General features: G+C 54.4%; 17 protein-coding genes and 1 pseudogene. 16 read left to right on the top strand and 2 right to left on the bottom strand.

Going from position 1 to position 13,800, the window contains the following annotated elements; genetic code table 11:
- Positions 1-4: 4 nt before the first annotated feature.
- Together ETC02_RS06260 and ETC02_RS06255 are read left to right on the top strand one after the other, a co-directional pair.
- On the top strand, positions 5-511 hold the full coding sequence (locus tag ETC02_RS06260) for a LysM peptidoglycan-binding domain-containing protein (protein ID WP_033010522.1): 507 nt from the start codon (positions 5-7) through the stop codon (positions 509-511).
- 87 nt (positions 512-598) lie between these two features.
- Positions 599-1,048, top strand: a complete 450-nt coding sequence (locus ETC02_RS06255) for a YpbF family protein (protein ID WP_050367465.1) — start codon at positions 599-601, stop codon at positions 1,046-1,048.
- Here the strand turns inward: ETC02_RS06255 and ETC02_RS06250 are convergent.
- Complete coding sequence (locus ETC02_RS06250; protein ID WP_044744944.1) at positions 1,033-1,296, bottom strand: spore coat associated protein CotJA; 264 nt, start codon at positions 1,294-1,296, stop codon at positions 1,033-1,035. The genes ETC02_RS06255 and ETC02_RS06250 overlap by 16 nt on opposite strands.
- A gap of 108 nt (positions 1,297-1,404) precedes the next feature.
- Between ETC02_RS06250 and ETC02_RS06245 the strand changes: the two genes are divergently transcribed.
- The 14 genes and pseudogenes from ETC02_RS06245 to rpsA all read left to right on the top strand — a co-directional run bounded on the left by ETC02_RS06245 (position 1,405) and on the right by rpsA (position 13,540).
- Positions 1,405-1,797, top strand: coding sequence for a hypothetical protein (locus ETC02_RS06245; protein WP_044730990.1), 393 nt, complete (start codon positions 1,405-1,407; stop codon positions 1,795-1,797).
- 11 nt (positions 1,798-1,808) lie between these two features.
- Positions 1,809-2,612, top strand: coding sequence for a metallophosphoesterase (locus ETC02_RS06240; protein ID WP_050367464.1), 804 nt, complete (start codon positions 1,809-1,811; stop codon positions 2,610-2,612).
- Positions 2,613-2,708: 96 nt separating this feature from the next.
- Positions 2,709-3,299, top strand: coding sequence for a genetic competence negative regulator (locus ETC02_RS06235; protein ID WP_033013981.1), 591 nt, complete (start codon positions 2,709-2,711; stop codon positions 3,297-3,299).
- Between the two features lie 172 nt (positions 3,300-3,471).
- Entirely contained in the window at positions 3,472-4,743 is a 1,272-nt protein-coding gene (locus ETC02_RS06230) for a Glu/Leu/Phe/Val family dehydrogenase (protein ID WP_050367463.1), read from the top strand.
- Positions 4,744-4,832: 89 nt separating this feature from the next.
- Positions 4,833-5,816: pseudogene (locus ETC02_RS06225) on the top strand (YpdA family putative bacillithiol disulfide reductase); the annotation flags it as partial.
- A 70-nt stretch (positions 5,817-5,886) separates the two neighbouring features.
- Positions 5,887-6,858 (top strand): asparaginase, encoded by a 972-nt coding sequence (locus ETC02_RS06220; protein WP_044744942.1) that lies wholly within the window; start codon positions 5,887-5,889, stop codon positions 6,856-6,858.
- Positions 6,859-6,946: 88 nt separating this feature from the next.
- A complete protein-coding gene (gene prsW / locus ETC02_RS06215) occupies positions 6,947-7,624 on the top strand; it encodes a glutamic-type intramembrane protease PrsW (protein ID WP_053532290.1) in 678 nt (225 codons plus the stop codon).
- A 110-nt stretch (positions 7,625-7,734) separates the two neighbouring features.
- Positions 7,735-8,511 carry a spore cortex-lytic enzyme gene (gene sleB / locus ETC02_RS06210; protein WP_371810118.1) on the top strand — a complete coding sequence of 259 codons (777 nt, stop codon included), beginning with the start codon at positions 7,735-7,737 and terminating at the stop codon, positions 8,509-8,511.
- A gap of 15 nt (positions 8,512-8,526) precedes the next feature.
- Positions 8,527-9,870, top strand: a complete 1,344-nt coding sequence (gene ypeB, locus ETC02_RS06205) for a germination protein YpeB (RefSeq protein ID WP_063210401.1) — start codon at positions 8,527-8,529, stop codon at positions 9,868-9,870.
- A 120-nt stretch (positions 9,871-9,990) separates the two neighbouring features.
- Positions 9,991-10,647, top strand: a complete 657-nt coding sequence (locus tag ETC02_RS06200) for a flagellar brake protein (RefSeq protein ID WP_050368686.1) — start codon at positions 9,991-9,993, stop codon at positions 10,645-10,647.
- Positions 10,648-10,702: 55 nt separating this feature from the next.
- On the top strand, positions 10,703-10,882 hold the full coding sequence (locus ETC02_RS06195; protein ID WP_033010533.1) for a YpfB family protein: 180 nt from the start codon (positions 10,703-10,705) through the stop codon (positions 10,880-10,882).
- 96 nt (positions 10,883-10,978) lie between these two features.
- Entirely contained in the window at positions 10,979-11,653 is a 675-nt protein-coding gene (cmk, locus tag ETC02_RS06190) for a (d)CMP kinase (protein ID WP_033010534.1), read from the top strand.
- Positions 11,650-12,237 carry a lysophospholipid acyltransferase family protein gene (locus ETC02_RS06185; RefSeq protein WP_033010535.1) on the top strand — a complete coding sequence of 196 codons (588 nt, stop codon included), beginning with the start codon at positions 11,650-11,652 and terminating at the stop codon, positions 12,235-12,237. Before cmk ends, ETC02_RS06185 begins: the two co-directional genes overlap by 4 nt.
- Before the next feature lie 139 nt (positions 12,238-12,376).
- Positions 12,377-13,540: a 30S ribosomal protein S1 gene (gene rpsA / locus ETC02_RS06180; RefSeq protein WP_044744936.1), complete on the top strand. Its 1,164-nt coding sequence runs from the start codon at positions 12,377-12,379 to the stop codon at positions 13,538-13,540.
- A gap of 94 nt (positions 13,541-13,634) precedes the next feature.
- Here rpsA and ETC02_RS06175 read toward each other — a convergent pair whose 3' ends face one another.
- Entirely contained in the window at positions 13,635-13,769 is a 135-nt protein-coding gene (locus tag ETC02_RS06175; RefSeq protein WP_064502497.1) for a YpzI family protein, read from the bottom strand.
- Between the last annotated feature and the right edge of the window lie 31 nt (positions 13,770-13,800).

Here is a 13,800-nt window from a genome sequence, read left to right as displayed (position 1 = left end):
AGCGATGGAAGAGGCATCGGGGCGCCTGGCGCGGAAAAAACGCCCGGCGTCAAGCGCGGGGGCGCCGCCATCGCGCCTAAAACGGCGGCGGCAAAAAGAGGAGCAAAAACGAAAATACATTCCCGTCCGTTTGCTCGCGTTTTTGTTTTTAACGCTGCCGGCTGCGGTGACGGCTGTTTACTATGCCCAGTCAAAGCCTGGAACGGTCACAGTCGTCCGCCATGAAGAAAGCGGCAGCCGGGAGACGGTGCGCATTATTCAAGAAGATGGCGCGAAGGCGGAACAAACATCAGAGCCGAAGCGCGCCGCGGGTGACGGGGCAAAAAGCGAATCCGACGCGCAGACCATCACCCATGTGGTGGCGGCGAACGAAACGCTCTATAGCATTGCGATGAAATATTACGGCACGCCTGCCGCCATGGAGATCATCAAAAAAGAAAACGGCTTGTCAACGAGCCGGCTCGAGCCGGGGCAAACGCTGCGCATTCCGTTCCCCGCTCAGACGGAATAAGCGGTTGCGCCCGCCGTTCCCCTTTGTTCTAATCTGTCTGTTGCCCGCATATGATGGACAATAGAATACGGACAAGGGGAGAGCGCCATGACCCGGTTTCCGGATGAATTTTCCCTCGATGAAGTGACAAAAGAAATGTTGCTTGCCGTCATTGAAAAAAAGAAAAAATGGGAGCGGCTTGAAAAGCGGTCCAGGCTTTTGCAGGCGGCCGCGTTGGCCGGCTTGGCCGCGTTCCTTCTTTATATCATTGCCAACGCTGCAGCGATCACGGCGTGGAGCGAACGATTCGCCTGGTTTTTTGCCGCCCCGGCCCACCTTTTCATCTTGCTCCTGTTATGTACGGTGTATTGGCTGGCTGTTTATTATTATAAAGGAAAAAGTGAAAAGGCGGAAGACGACTTTCATGCCCTCCGTTGCGAAATTATCCAGAAAAGCATCGATTTATGGAAAAATGAAGAACAATGGAATGGGCGTCACCGGCTGTTTGAATGGCTGAAGCGGGAGTACGACATCAACCTATATTATGAAAACAGCTGAATGGGGGCCCATCCAGCTGTGCTTTGATCACCTTTTCCCTTCGTTTCGTAAGGGCTGTAGTAAGGATCGTAAAACACTTGCCAGAGCGTTCCTTTCATCAACGCCTCGCGCAGCGGAAACTGCGGCAAATTCGGCGGTTGGAAGCCGACATACAAGTTGGGCGCGGTGACGTACGTTTTGACGCGGATCGGCGGGCACGGGTCAAACGGGCTGATGTACGGCTCATATTGTTTGCGCGTCGTAAACATAAAACCCCCCCCTTTTTTGGCAAAGTTCAGTCTATATGTATGATGGAGCCATGTCGTTCATGCCTGTTTGCCATGACGAATAATGAGGATCGGGCTAAGGAGGAAACCATGGGCCGTCTATCGATGACCGCCATGGCCGCTGTTTTGTGCACGTATTTGTTTTTTCGCTGGCTGCCGCCGCTCGAGCCGTTCTCGCTGGAGCGGTTTTTGACCGATTTGCTGTTTGCCCCGCTGCGGACATGGCTTGCGCTCGTTTGCTTTTGGTTCGGGACGGCTGCCAACGGGGCGCTCATCCGCGCGGCAGTCGGCGGGACGGTGCGCCTGTTGTCCGGCCGGCGGTTTCGTGTCGGGGAATGGGTGGCTAGTTTGGCGGCGCTCGGCCATTTTTATTGGGCGTTTCGGTTTCATTGGCCGCTGGCGGCGCTTTTTTTCGTTTTTTCCTTTTTTTATGGTATGATGACGATGAGAGACCGCCGGTTGACCAAAGATGATCGGCTTTAGCAGGAGGGAGTATGATCATCGGGGGAATGATCACGAGTTTTCTTGTTTTGCTTGGTTATATGTGGAAAGAAGCGCACAGCAACCGGGTTCGTCACGTGATCCTGTCGTTTCCTCATTTTCTCGATCATTGGCCGCCGCTTACGATTTTTTTTATTTCTGATATTCATCGGCGGATCGTTTCGTCACGCATGCTTGAGGAAGTAAGGGGAAAAGCGGATCTTGTCGTGATTGGCGGGGATTTGGCCGAAAGAGGGGTGCCCGAAGCGCGCGTCCGTGAAAATGTGCGTCGGTTGCGCGAGGTCGCTCCTGTTTATTTTGTTTGGGGAAACAATGATGACGAAGTCGACTACGATCTTCAATCAGTGTTTGAGGAAGAGCGCGTCCACGTGCTCAAAAACAAAGCGAAAGTATGGGAGCACGGCGGTGTGCCGGTCGCGCTCATCGGCGTCGGCGACGTAAGCCGAAAGGAGGCGGATATCGATCGGGCGCTCGAACACGTTCCGCCTCAATCATTTCGTATATTAGCCTGCCATAACCCAGCGATCGTCGCTCGCCTAAGAGAGGAGCAGCACATTTCACTCGTGCTGAGCGGCCATACGCATGGAGGACAAATTCGCTTCTTTTCCATTGGGTTGTATGAAAAAGGAGGGCTCAAATGGCAGGGCAGCACGGCGGTGTTGACGAGTAACGGCTACGGGACGACCGGGGTGCCGCTTCGCCTCGGAGCGCCGGCAGAGACTCATCTCATCACGATTGTGCCCGGAAAACCGACACCCGAGAAAAAATGCTTGTCTAAAACCGGGAAAACGATGTAAACTCATTAATAACAATAAACACAATAAACGAACCAATTGCCGATTGCGTCATACAATAACGGTAAGAGATGGCTCTGTAGGTAAGGAGGGGTGCCGATGCGTCTTGAGCGCTTGACCCACAACAAAATTAAAATTTTCTTGACGTTTGACGATTTGCTGGACCGCGGGTTGACGAAAGACGATTTGTGGAAGGACACGTTTAAAGTCCATCAGCTGTTCCGCGATATGATCGAGGAAGCGAGCGAAGAGCTCGGCTTTGAGGTGAACGGATCGATCGCGGTCGAAGTCTACTCTTTACCGGCACAGGGCATGGTCGTTATCGTCACGAATGAAGGTGACTACGACGACATGGAAGAAGAATTCGCCGACGATTACATTGAGATGCAGGTAACGCTCGATGAGAGCGATGACATATTTTACGAATTCCAAGCGTTCGAAGATGTCATCCAGCTTGCTCATCGCCTGCATGCGGTCGGCTGCCTCGACGGCACGCTTTATTCGTACCAAGGCCGCTTTTACTTGCACGTTGCCGAGGAACCGCCGATTCCGCTCGACAACTTTGTCGCCTTGCTGGCCGAGTTTGGCAACCCGGCCACGATAACGATACACCGTGTGCAAGAATATGGAAAACAGTTGATCGAACGGCGCGCCATTGCGCAGCTCGTTCACTATTTTCGGGCCAACTAGGGCGCAGCCAAGACTCCTTTATATGGACAAGGAGTCTATTTTTTCGCGCGAAAGGCTTCCATAAAGCGGTTCGCGCGTTTCATCATTTTTCCTTTGCAGATGCCGACAGAAGGTGTATACTATGACATGGAAGGCGACAAACTATTATAGCGAGCTTATAGGAGGTTTACGTATGGCAGCCGATAAGCATACGGAAGAGAAGGGGCAACAATACGACGTGCTGGCGTCGACACAAATTGTTATACATAGAGCGTTGGAAAAGCTCGGCTATCCGGAAGAGGTGTATGAGCTCTTGAAAGAGCCGATCCGCGTGCTGACCGTTCGCATTCCGGTGCGCATGGATGACGGATCGGTGAAAATTTTTACCGGCTACCGGGCGCAGCATAACGATGCCGTCGGCCCGACGAAAGGCGGGGTGCGCTTCCATCCAGACGTCACCGAGCGCGAAGTGAAAGCGCTGTCGATTTGGATGAGCTTAAAGTGCGGCATCGTCGACTTGCCGTATGGCGGCGGCAAAGGCGGGATCGTCTGCGACCCGCGCACGATGTCGTTCCGCGAACTGGAGCGTTTAAGCCGCGGCTACGTGCGCGCTATCAGCCAAATCGTAGGGCCGACAAAAGACATTCCGGCGCCGGATGTGTTTACAAACTCGCAAATTATGGCGTGGATGATGGATGAGTACAGCCGCATCCGCGAGTTCGATTCGCCGGGCTTCATCACCGGGAAACCGCTTGTCCTCGGCGGTTCGCATGGCCGGGAAACGGCGACGGCCAAAGGAGTGACGATTTGCATTCGTGAAGCGGCGAAAAAACGCGGCCTGTCGCTCGAAGGCGCGCGCGTCGTCGTCCAAGGGTTCGGCAACGCCGGCAGCTATTTGGCCAAATTTTTGCACGACGCCGGAGCGAAAGTCGTCGGCATTTCTGATGTGTACGGCGCGCTGTACGATCCGAACGGCCTTGACATCGACTATCTGCTCGAACGGCGCGACAGCTTTGGCACGGTGACGAAGCTGTTTAAAAATACGATTTCGAACAAAGAGCTTCTTGAGCTCGATTGCGATATTTTAGTGCCGGCGGCCATCGAAAACCAAATTACGGCTGAAAACGCCCCGCGCATTAAGGCGAGCATCGTCGTCGAGGCGGCGAACGGGCCGACGACGCTCGAGGCGACGGAAATTTTGACGCAACGTGGCATTTTGCTCGTCCCGGACGTGCTGGCGAGCGCCGGCGGCGTGACGGTGTCGTACTTCGAATGGGTGCAAAACAACCAAGGGTACTATTGGACGGAAGAAGAAGTGGAACAGCGGCTTGAAAAAGTGATGGTCAAAGCGTTCAATAACGTGTATGAAATGGCGCAGACGCGCCGCGTCGACATGCGCCTTGCCGCTTACATGGTCGGCGTTCGCAAAATGGCGGAAGCGTGCCGATTCCGCGGCTGGGTGTGAGGCGAGCAAGCAAGTGATGTTTGCAAGCTTTCGCGAAATCCCCTATCATAAGATAGGGGATTTTTTGCTTCGTGCGAGGTGACAAAAACATGAGGAAAGAAACAATCATCATCGTCGGCGGCGGACCGTGCGGGCTGGCGGCGGCGATTGCCTTGCAAGACGCCGGGTTTTCGCCGCTTGTAATCGAAAAAGGGAACATCGTCCATTCGATTTACCGTTTTCCGACGCATCAGACGTTTTTCAGTACGAGCGACCGGCTCGAGATCGGCGGGGTGCCGTTTATTACAGAAAACCGGAAGCCGACGCGAAATCAAGCGCTCGCTTATTACCGGGAAGTCGTGGTTCGCAAGCAAGTGCGCGTCAATGCTTTTGAAGAAGTAAAAACCGTCAAGCCGCAGGAAGATGGAGCATTTCTGATTGAAACGACAAAAGGGACGTACCGCGCGCAGTACGTCGTCATCGCCACCGGCTATTACGACCATCCGAACTATATGAACGTGCCGGGGGAAGAGCTGCCGAAAGTGATGCATTACTTTAAAGAAGCGCATCCGTACTTCAACACGGACTGTGTTGTCATCGGCGGCAAAAACTCGAGCGTCGATGCGGCGATGGAGCTCGTCAAAGCCGGGGCGCGCGTGACGGTTCTCTACCGGGGCGGGGAATATTCCAAAAGCATTAAGCCGTGGATTTTGCCGGAATTTGACGCCCTTGTGAAAAAAGGCGTCATTCGCATGGAATTTCATGCCCATGTGAAAGAGATCACGGAAGATGCGGTCATTTACGAAGTGAACGGGGAGACGAAAACGATCAAAAATGATTTCGTGTTCGCTATGACCGGCTACCATCCGGACCATCGCTTTTTAATGAACATCGGCGTCGGCGTCGATCCGGACAGCGGCCGGCCGCACTACGACCCGGAAACGATGGAAACGAACGTCCCAGGGGTGTTTATCGCCGGGGTGATTGCGGCCGGCAATAATGCGAACGAAATTTTTATCGAAAACGGCCGTTTCCATGGGGACGCTATCGCCGCCTGCATCGCCCGGCGCGAGCGGGAAGCGGCGGCCCGAAAGCCGCTATACTTGCATCCGCACGGCGGAAACGGGCGCTGTGATGGAAAACGGGAAAGTGAGGGTGACGAATGTGGCTGAACGGAAAGTTGTGCTGCTGACGACTGGCGGCACGATTGCCAGCAAACGAAATGAGCGCTCCGGCCGCCTAACGGCCGGAGCATTGAGCGGCGAAGAGCTCGCTTCGCTCTGCCATTTGCCAAAGGAAATTGAAGTGGTGGTTGAGAGCGTGTTTCAGCTCCCGAGCATGCATTTGACGTTTTCGCATTGGCTTGAATTGAAAAGGCGGATTGAGGCGCATTTCGCCGATCCGTCTGTGGATGGCATCGTCGTCACCCACGGGACGGACGCGCTCGAGGAAACAGCGTATTTTCTTGATTTGACCATTGACGATCCGCGGACGATCGTCGTCACCGGCTCGCAGCGGGCGCCGTTTGATTTAGGGAGCGATGTGTATATCAACATCCGCCATGCCATTTATGCCGCGTGCGCTGAAACGCTGCGCGGGGCGGGGACGGTTGTCGTATTCAACGAGCGCATTTTTGCTGCGAAATATGTGAAAAAGGAGCATGCTTCCAACATTCAAGGGTTCAACGCATTCGGGTTCGGCTATTTGGGCATTATCGACAACGATGAAGTGCACGTGTACCAAAAGCCGATCCGGCGCGAGCATTTCCGGCTCGTGCATCCGCTTCCGCCTGTCGACATTGTGAAATGTTACGTGGAGGCGGACGGCAAGTTTATTAAAGCGGCCCGGGAAAGCGGCGTCGCCGGAATCGTGCTTGAAGGAGTCGGCCGCGGGCAAGTGGCGCCGAACATGGTGGATGAAATCGTCAAGGCCGTCAACGACGGGATTAAGGTCGTGGTGACGACGAGCGCTGAGGAGGGGGCGGTGTATACAACGTACGATTACGTGGGAAGCGCCTATGATTTGCATAAAAAAGGGGTCATTCTCGGCAGCGACTATGACGCGAAAAAAGCGCGCATCAAGCTCGCCGTCGCTCTCGCCGCCGGCGCCGCCGTTGACGGCTTGTTCGCCTATTAGGTCGGCGGGCCGCTTGGCAATTTCGTCTTTTTCATCGCTCTGTTTCGTGGTACGATAGAGATAAACCGACAAAGAAACGGGGATCGGCATGTTTTCGTTGATTTCTGCCGGCGTCGCCCCCGGGGTGGCGCTGCTTAGCTATTTTTATTTAAAGGACGAGTATGAGGCCGAGCCGCTCTCCTTTGTGCTGCGCATGTTTTTTTTCGGCGCCTTGCTCGTTTTTCCGATTATGTTTATTGAGTATGTGCTCGCTGCCGAAGGGATCGTCTCCTCGCCGGCTGCCGAGGCGTTTTTCTCGGCGGCGCTGCTTGAGGAGTTCGTCAAATGGTTTGTCGTCTATTTTTTTGTCTACGACCATGACGAATTTGATGAGCCGTATGACGGCATTGTGTACAGCGCCAGCGTTTCGCTCGGATTTGCGACGCTCGAAAACATTTTGTATTTGCTCGCCAACGGAGTGGACACGGCAATCGCCCGGGCGCTCTTGCCGGTCTCAAGCCATGCCCTGTTTGCCGTCATTATGGGGTTTTATTTTGGCAAAGCCAAATTTGCCGGCCGAAAGCGCCGCTATTATTTATGGGCGTCGTTTTTGCTGCCGTTTTTCCTTCACGGCGTTTACGACTGGATTCTGCTCGCCCAAAAGCAGTGGGGGTATTACATGGGGCCGTTCATGCTCATCTTATGGTGGGTGGCGTTGCGCAAAGTGAAACAAGTGAAAGAATCCGTCCGCGTTGAGAAGATGCCATCCGTGAAAAGCCAGGCGTAACATGCTTGGCTTTTTTTGTTTTTTCTGCATAAAAAGGAGAAGTTGAAGAAAAATAGGGGTAAAAATGACGAGGGTTGACAGGAGGTTTGCATATGGCAAGGAAATTGGTCATGCTCATGTTGATCGGCCTGATGACATGGATGCATCCAGCCGGCCATGCGGTTGCTTTTTCCCCGCAGGTGATTCAGCGTGGCGCGGTTGGCGACGATGTCATTGAATTGCAGGCGCGGCTGCAGTATCTCGGCTTTTACAACGGAAAGATTGACGGCGTGTTCGGCTGGCGCACGTATTGGGCGCTGCGCAACTTTCAATACGAATACGGGCTGCCGGTCGATGGTCTGGCCGGCCCCAAGACGAAACGAAAGCTCGTGAACGCATCGAAATATTACGAGTCGTTTGTGAAAGAGCAAATCCGTCAAGGAAACGAGTTCACCCATTACGGCGGCATTCCGCTCAGCCAGCAGGTGAAAAAGCGCGGCGGAGGCGGCAGGCGAACGGTGAAAACGACAGCATCCAATGTGCCGAAAGGGTTTTCGCAAAATGACATTCGACTCATGGCGAATGCTGTCTACGGCGAGGCGCGCGGTGAGCCGTACATCGGGCAAGTAGCCGTCGCGGCCGTCATTTTGAATCGGCTCGAACACCCGTCGTTTCCGGACACGGTTGCCGGGGTGATCTTTCAGCCTGGGGCGTTCACCGCAGTGGCCGACGGACAAATTTGGCTGACGCCGAACGAAACGGCGAAAAAAGCGGTGCTCGATGCCATCAACGGCTGGGACCCGACCGGCGGGGCCATTTACTACTTTAATCCGGCGACGGCGACAAGCGCTTGGATTTGGAGCCGGCCGCAAATCAAGCGGATTGGAAACCATATTTTTTGCAAATAAAAGGAGGGAGACGAGATGGTGCGAAACTTACTGATTGCAGCGCTTGTCGTCGCTGTCGTCGGCACTGGTTACTGGGGCTATCGCGAGCATCAAGAGAAAAATGCGATCTTGATTCATGCGGAGAACAACTATCAGCGCGCCTTTCACGATCTGGCCTATCAAATTGACTTGCTTCACGATAAACTGGGCGCCACGCTGGCGATGAACTCGCATGCGTCATTGTCGCCGGCGCTCGCTGAAATATGGAAAATTGCCTCGGAAGCTCATTCCGATGTCGGCCAGCTGCCGCTGTCGCTTTTGCCGTTTAACAAAACGCAAGAATTTTTGTCGCAAATCGGTGAATTCACCTACCGGACCGCAGTGCGTGATTTGCAAGAGGAGCCGTTGACAAAAGAAGAGTATAAGACGCTGCAAGGGCTGTATAAAAGTGCCGGGGCGATCCGCCAAGAGCTGCGCAATGTGCAGCATTTAGTCTTGGAAAACAATTTGCGCTGGATGGACGTCGAACTGGCGCTGGCAACGAACGATCAAAAAGAAGACAACATCATCATTGACGGCTTCAAAGCGGTCGAAAAAAATGTTAATACGTTCTCAAGTTCGTCCGAGTTTGGTCCGTCATTCATCGGCCTGGCCAACGAGGAAAAAGGGTTCGTCCGCGCGAAGGGCCGCCCGGTTTCCAAAGATGAAGCAAAGCGGATCGCACGCGATTTTCTCGGCTTGAAAGGAACGGAGAAGATCAAGGTGACGGAAAGCGGCAAAGGGGCCGACGAACGCTTTTACAGTTTGACGATTCACGATCCGAAAACAAAAGGCGATATTTACATGGATATAACGAAAAACGGCGGCTATCCAATTTGGGTGTTAAACAGCCGGCCGGTTGGCAAACCGACGATCAGCCTGCATGAGGCGACCAACCGCGGAATGGCGTTTTTGAAGCGGCACAAATTCACCGGGTTTGAGCTGTATGACAGCACACAGTACGATAACGTCGCCGTGCTCACGTTTGTGAAAAGCGAAAACGGCGTCCGCATCTACCCGGAAGCGATCCAAATGAAAGTGGCGCTTGACAACGGCCATGTCGTCGGCTTTACGGCGCGCGACTATTTGTCGTCGTCCATCCCGCGCCCGCTGCCGAAACCGGCGATCACTGCCGAAGAAGTGAAGAAAAAGTTGAATCCGCATCTAAAGGTAATGGAACAGCGCCAGGCGGTCATTATGAACGACTTGCAAAAGCCAGTGCTTTGCTACGAGTTTTTAGGGACGCTCGGTGATGATACGTATCAGCTGTTTATGAACGCGTCAACCGGCATAGAGGAAAAAGTGGAAAAGCTTGAAAGCGTCGAACCGAATTACGAATGAAAACAGAGGGAGGCCTGAAACATGGCTTCCTTTTTGTTTCCGTCCGCCTCAAGCGCCCACTCTGTGGTATAATGATCGTACAAAAACGGCATCCAGCTGAAAAGGGGAAGCGGAAACATGATGATCAAAATTGGGGATCCGATTCGGCTCGAGCCGCTTGATGGCTCGGCACGCCAATACCGAAGCAAAGTGCTTGCCGTCGACGGCGGGGCGATCCATATTGGCTACCCCGTTGACGAGCAGACGGGAAAAACAGTGTATTTGTTAAACGGGATGCAGTTTAAGGCAAGTTTTGTCAGCCAAGAAGGAACGTTATACATGTTTGACACCGAGGTAAAAGGGAAAGTGCATGATCCGTTGCCAATGGTGGTCTTGGATTACCGAGGCGACGAATATGTCATCCGCATTCAGCGCCGCCGCTATGTGCGGGTGAGAGCGAATGTTGACGCTGCCGTCCACCCGCTTGGTGGAGGCGAGTTTGCCCCGTTTGTGACGATGACAGCCGATATTAGCGCAGGCGGGGCCGCTCTTTACATTCCGATGACGCACGCGCCGCTTCTGCGCCCCGGCATGTCAGTCGAGCTTTGGCTCGTGCTGACGATGCGCTCCGGCGACTGTCATTATGTGCGCACGAAGGCGACGGTCGTCCGCATGGCTGTCGACGAGCACAGCGGGGCGAGAATGTCGGTCGAGTTTGCCGGCCTCGCCTCGCAAGATCGCGTCCGGCTCATCCGCTACAGCTTCGAACGGCAGCTTGAAGAGAAGAGAAGGGAATAAATAAGGCGACGGCGTGGAATACTGCTAGAAAAAACGGAAGGCGGGGTTGTTCGCCATGAAGCGGATCGAAGAGCTGTTATGGAAGCTTGTCGCGATTCAGGCGATTTGTCTGCTCATCGCCCAATGGCTTGTTCTGTACACGCCGGCGGCGCTTTATATCGGCAAAGTATATGAGTATGAGGGAGTCGCCAAGCCGACAAAAACAGAAACGATCGAAACGGCCGTCGACCGCTGACGGCGGATATGGTACAATGAACATGAGAATATGCAGGAGTTTCCTGCATTTTTCTTTGTGCCCTGATCAAATGATTTAGACAAAGCAGGAGGAACTATGAAACAACGGATTAACATCGCCATTGACGGACCTGCGGCAGCCGGAAAAAGCACGGTTGCCAAACTGATCGCCCGACGCCTCTCCTACGTGTATATTGATACGGGCGCGATGTACCGCGCGCTGACGTACCGGGCGCTCCAATGCGGCGTCGATGTCCATGATGAGCAAGCGCTCTTGTCGCTCCTTCGCCATACGCATATTGAACTGCAGCCTTCGCCGCAAGGGCAGCTCGTGTTTGTCAACGGCGAAGACGTCACGGACATCATTCGCGGCGAGGCGGTGACGAATGCGGTGTCGTTCGTCGCCCAGCATCCGCTGGTGCGCGAGGAGATGGTCGCCCGCCAGCGCGCCATGGCCAAAGGCGGCGGCGTCGTCATGGATGGGCGCGACATCGGAACGAACGTGCTGCCGAATGCCGAGGTGAAAATTTTCTTAAAAGCTTCGGTTGAGGAGCGGGCGCGGCGCCGGCATGAGGAAAACATCGCCCGCGGCTTTCCGTCCGACTTTGAAACGTTGAAAGAAGAGATCGCCCGCCGCGACCGCCTTGACTCGGAGCGGGAAACGGCGCCGCTGCGCAAGGCGCCGGATGCCGTGGAAATCGACACGACGTCGTTGTCGGTCGAAGAAGTGGCGGCGCGCATTATGGAAGTTGTCAATGAAAGGATTGGATGACGGTGGATTTTTATTCCTTCGCCAAAGGAATCGTCAAAGGAGTGCTCACCCCTTTGTACCGCATTCAAACGATCGGGGTTGACCGCTTTCCAAAAGAAGGCGCGGTGCTTCTTTGCGCCAACCATATCAGCAACCTAGATCCGCCGGTCGTCGGCATTACGGCGCCGCGGCCGATTCGGTTTATGGCGAAAGAAGAATTGTTTCGCGTTCCGGTGGTGAAAACGCTCGTCAAAAACTTGCACGCGTTTCCCGTAAAGCGCGGCATGAACGACCGCCAGGCGTTGCGCATAGGGCTTGAGGTGCTGAAACAAGGCGAAGTGCTCGGCATTTTTCCCGAGGGGACGCGCAGCAAAGATGGCCGGCTGAAAAAGGCGCTGCCCGGCGTCGGCTTTTTCGCTTTGCGCACCGATGCGGCTGTCGTTCCATGTGCGATCATTGGCCCGTACCGGCCGTTTGTGCCGCTCAAAGTCGTGTACGGGGCGCCGATTGATATGGCGCCGCTGCGCGCGCGGAAGGCGAGCCCGGAGGAGGCGGCCGACTACATTATGGATCATATCCGCCAACTGCTTGAACAACATCAGTAAGCATTATAGTACATGTTGATTGAGAAAATATGGTATACTAATTAGAAAAGCGTCCTTATTTTGCCGACAGCCGGCCGCGGCCTCGGCGCGAGGCGCGCTTTTGGCAGGATCGCCAGTCGATGAAGGAGGGGTTTTTACGATGACAGAAGAAATGAATGTGCAAGTGAATGTGTATGGAGTGGGCGATATCGTCCGCGGCAAAGTGGTGAAGCTTGAGGACAAGCAAGTGCTTGTCGAAGTCGAAAACAGCAAGCAAAATGGCATCATCCCAATCAGCGAGCTGTCGAATTTGCATATCGAGAAGCCGAGCGATGCCGTTGCTGTTGGGGATGAAGTGACGGCGAAAGTCAAAAAAGTGGAAGAAGGCAAAGACGGGGAAGAAGGGCTGCTCATTTTATCGAAAAAGGCAGTCGATGCCGAGCGGGCGTGGGAAGAGCTTGAGCGCAAGTTCGCAAACGGCGAGGCGTTTGAAACGGTCATCAAAGACATCGTCAAAGGCGGGCTTGTCGCCGATGTCGGCGTGCGCGGCTTCATTCCGGCGTCGCTTGTTGAACCGCACTATGTTGAAGATTTTTCCGATTACAAAGGAAAAACGCTCGCCGTCAAAGTGGTGGAGCTCGACCGCGAGAAAAACCGCGTCATTTTGTCGCACCGCGCTGTTGTTGAGGAAGAGCAAGAGCGGCAGCAGAAAGAGCTGCTTTCCCACATTGAGCCGGGCCAAGTGCTCGAGGGCGTCGTCCGCCGCATTGCCGATTTCGGCGTCTTTGTCGATGTCGGCGGGTTTGATGGGCTCGTACATATTTCCCAGCTTTCCCATACGCGTGTCGCCCATCCGTCCGAGGCGGTGAAAGAAGGCGATGCGGTGAAAGTGAAAGTGCTGGCCGTCGACCCGGAGAACGGGCGTCTGTCATTGTCCATCAAAGAGGCGCTTCCGGGTCCGTGGGAAGGCATCAGCGAAAAAGTGAAGCCGGGCGATGTCGTCACCGGGACTGTGAAGCGGCTTGCTTCATTCGGCGCGTTCGTGGAGATTTTCCCGGGCGTCGAAGGATTGGTCCACGTATCGCAAATTGCCAACCGCCGCATCGGTTCGCCGCATGAAGTGCTGAAAGAAGGCGATGAAGTGAAAGCGAAAGTGCTCGATGTCAACGAGGCCGAGCACCGCATTTCCTTAAGCATCCGCGCGCTGCTTGAGGAAGAAACGGCCGCTCCGGCGGAAGATTACAGCCAGTATACGAAAACGGCGGAATCGCGCGGCTTCCAGCTCGGCGAAGTGATCGGCGAGCAGTTGAAAAAATTGAAATAACCTAAGTGTAAAAAAAGGGTGTCCGAGAAAGGCCGGAACACCCTTTTCTTATTATGATCGCGTATAGCGAGGTTTTCCACAGGCGGCCGCGTTGTTACTGCCCGTTCCGTTCGCGCGCTTCTTCCGGCGTATCAAGCCGGGCTGCGCCTTTGTAGGCGAATGACTGGTCGCGGTCGGACTCGACGCGCCGCGATTGTTTCAGCTTTTTCTCCTGACGGTCTTTTCCCATACACCCCGCTCCTTTCTTGATGAATATCATT

Source organism: Geobacillus sp. DSP4a (assembly GCF_013096875.1).
Lineage (GTDB): Bacteria > Bacillota > Bacilli > Bacillales > Anoxybacillaceae > Geobacillus > Geobacillus thermophilus.
This window is presented reverse-complemented; position numbering and strand designations above follow the sequence as displayed.

Bases quoted from the DNA above. Each gene is read 5' to 3' on its own strand.
- ETC02_RS06260 (WP_033010522.1), top strand. From the start codon at position 5: ATGGAAGAGGCATCGGGGCGCCTGGCGCGGAAAAAACGCCCGGCGTCA.
- ETC02_RS06255 (WP_050367465.1), top strand. From the start codon at position 599: ATGACCCGGTTTCCGGATGAATTTTCCCTCGATGAAGTGACAAAAGAA.
- ETC02_RS06250 (WP_044744944.1), bottom strand. From the start codon at position 1,296: ATGTTTACGACGCGCAAACAATATGAGCCGTACATCAGCCCGTTTGAC.
- ETC02_RS06245 (WP_044730990.1), top strand. From the start codon at position 1,405: ATGGGCCGTCTATCGATGACCGCCATGGCCGCTGTTTTGTGCACGTAT.
- ETC02_RS06240 (WP_050367464.1), top strand. From the start codon at position 1,809: ATGATCATCGGGGGAATGATCACGAGTTTTCTTGTTTTGCTTGGTTAT.
- ETC02_RS06235 (WP_033013981.1), top strand. From the start codon at position 2,709: ATGCGTCTTGAGCGCTTGACCCACAACAAAATTAAAATTTTCTTGACG.
- ETC02_RS06230 (WP_050367463.1), top strand. From the start codon at position 3,472: ATGGCAGCCGATAAGCATACGGAAGAGAAGGGGCAACAATACGACGTG.
- prsW (WP_053532290.1), top strand. From the start codon at position 6,947: ATGTTTTCGTTGATTTCTGCCGGCGTCGCCCCCGGGGTGGCGCTGCTT.
- sleB (WP_371810118.1), top strand. From the start codon at position 7,735: ATGCTCATGTTGATCGGCCTGATGACATGGATGCATCCAGCCGGCCAT.
- ypeB (WP_063210401.1), top strand. From the start codon at position 8,527: ATGGTGCGAAACTTACTGATTGCAGCGCTTGTCGTCGCTGTCGTCGGC.
- ETC02_RS06200 (WP_050368686.1), top strand. From the start codon at position 9,991: ATGATCAAAATTGGGGATCCGATTCGGCTCGAGCCGCTTGATGGCTCG.
- ETC02_RS06195 (WP_033010533.1), top strand. From the start codon at position 10,703: ATGAAGCGGATCGAAGAGCTGTTATGGAAGCTTGTCGCGATTCAGGCG.
- cmk (WP_033010534.1), top strand. From the start codon at position 10,979: ATGAAACAACGGATTAACATCGCCATTGACGGACCTGCGGCAGCCGGA.
- ETC02_RS06185 (WP_033010535.1), top strand. From the start codon at position 11,650: ATGACGGTGGATTTTTATTCCTTCGCCAAAGGAATCGTCAAAGGAGTG.
- rpsA (WP_044744936.1), top strand. From the start codon at position 12,377: ATGACAGAAGAAATGAATGTGCAAGTGAATGTGTATGGAGTGGGCGAT.
- ETC02_RS06175 (WP_064502497.1), bottom strand. From the start codon at position 13,769: ATGGGAAAAGACCGTCAGGAGAAAAAGCTGAAACAATCGCGGCGCGTC.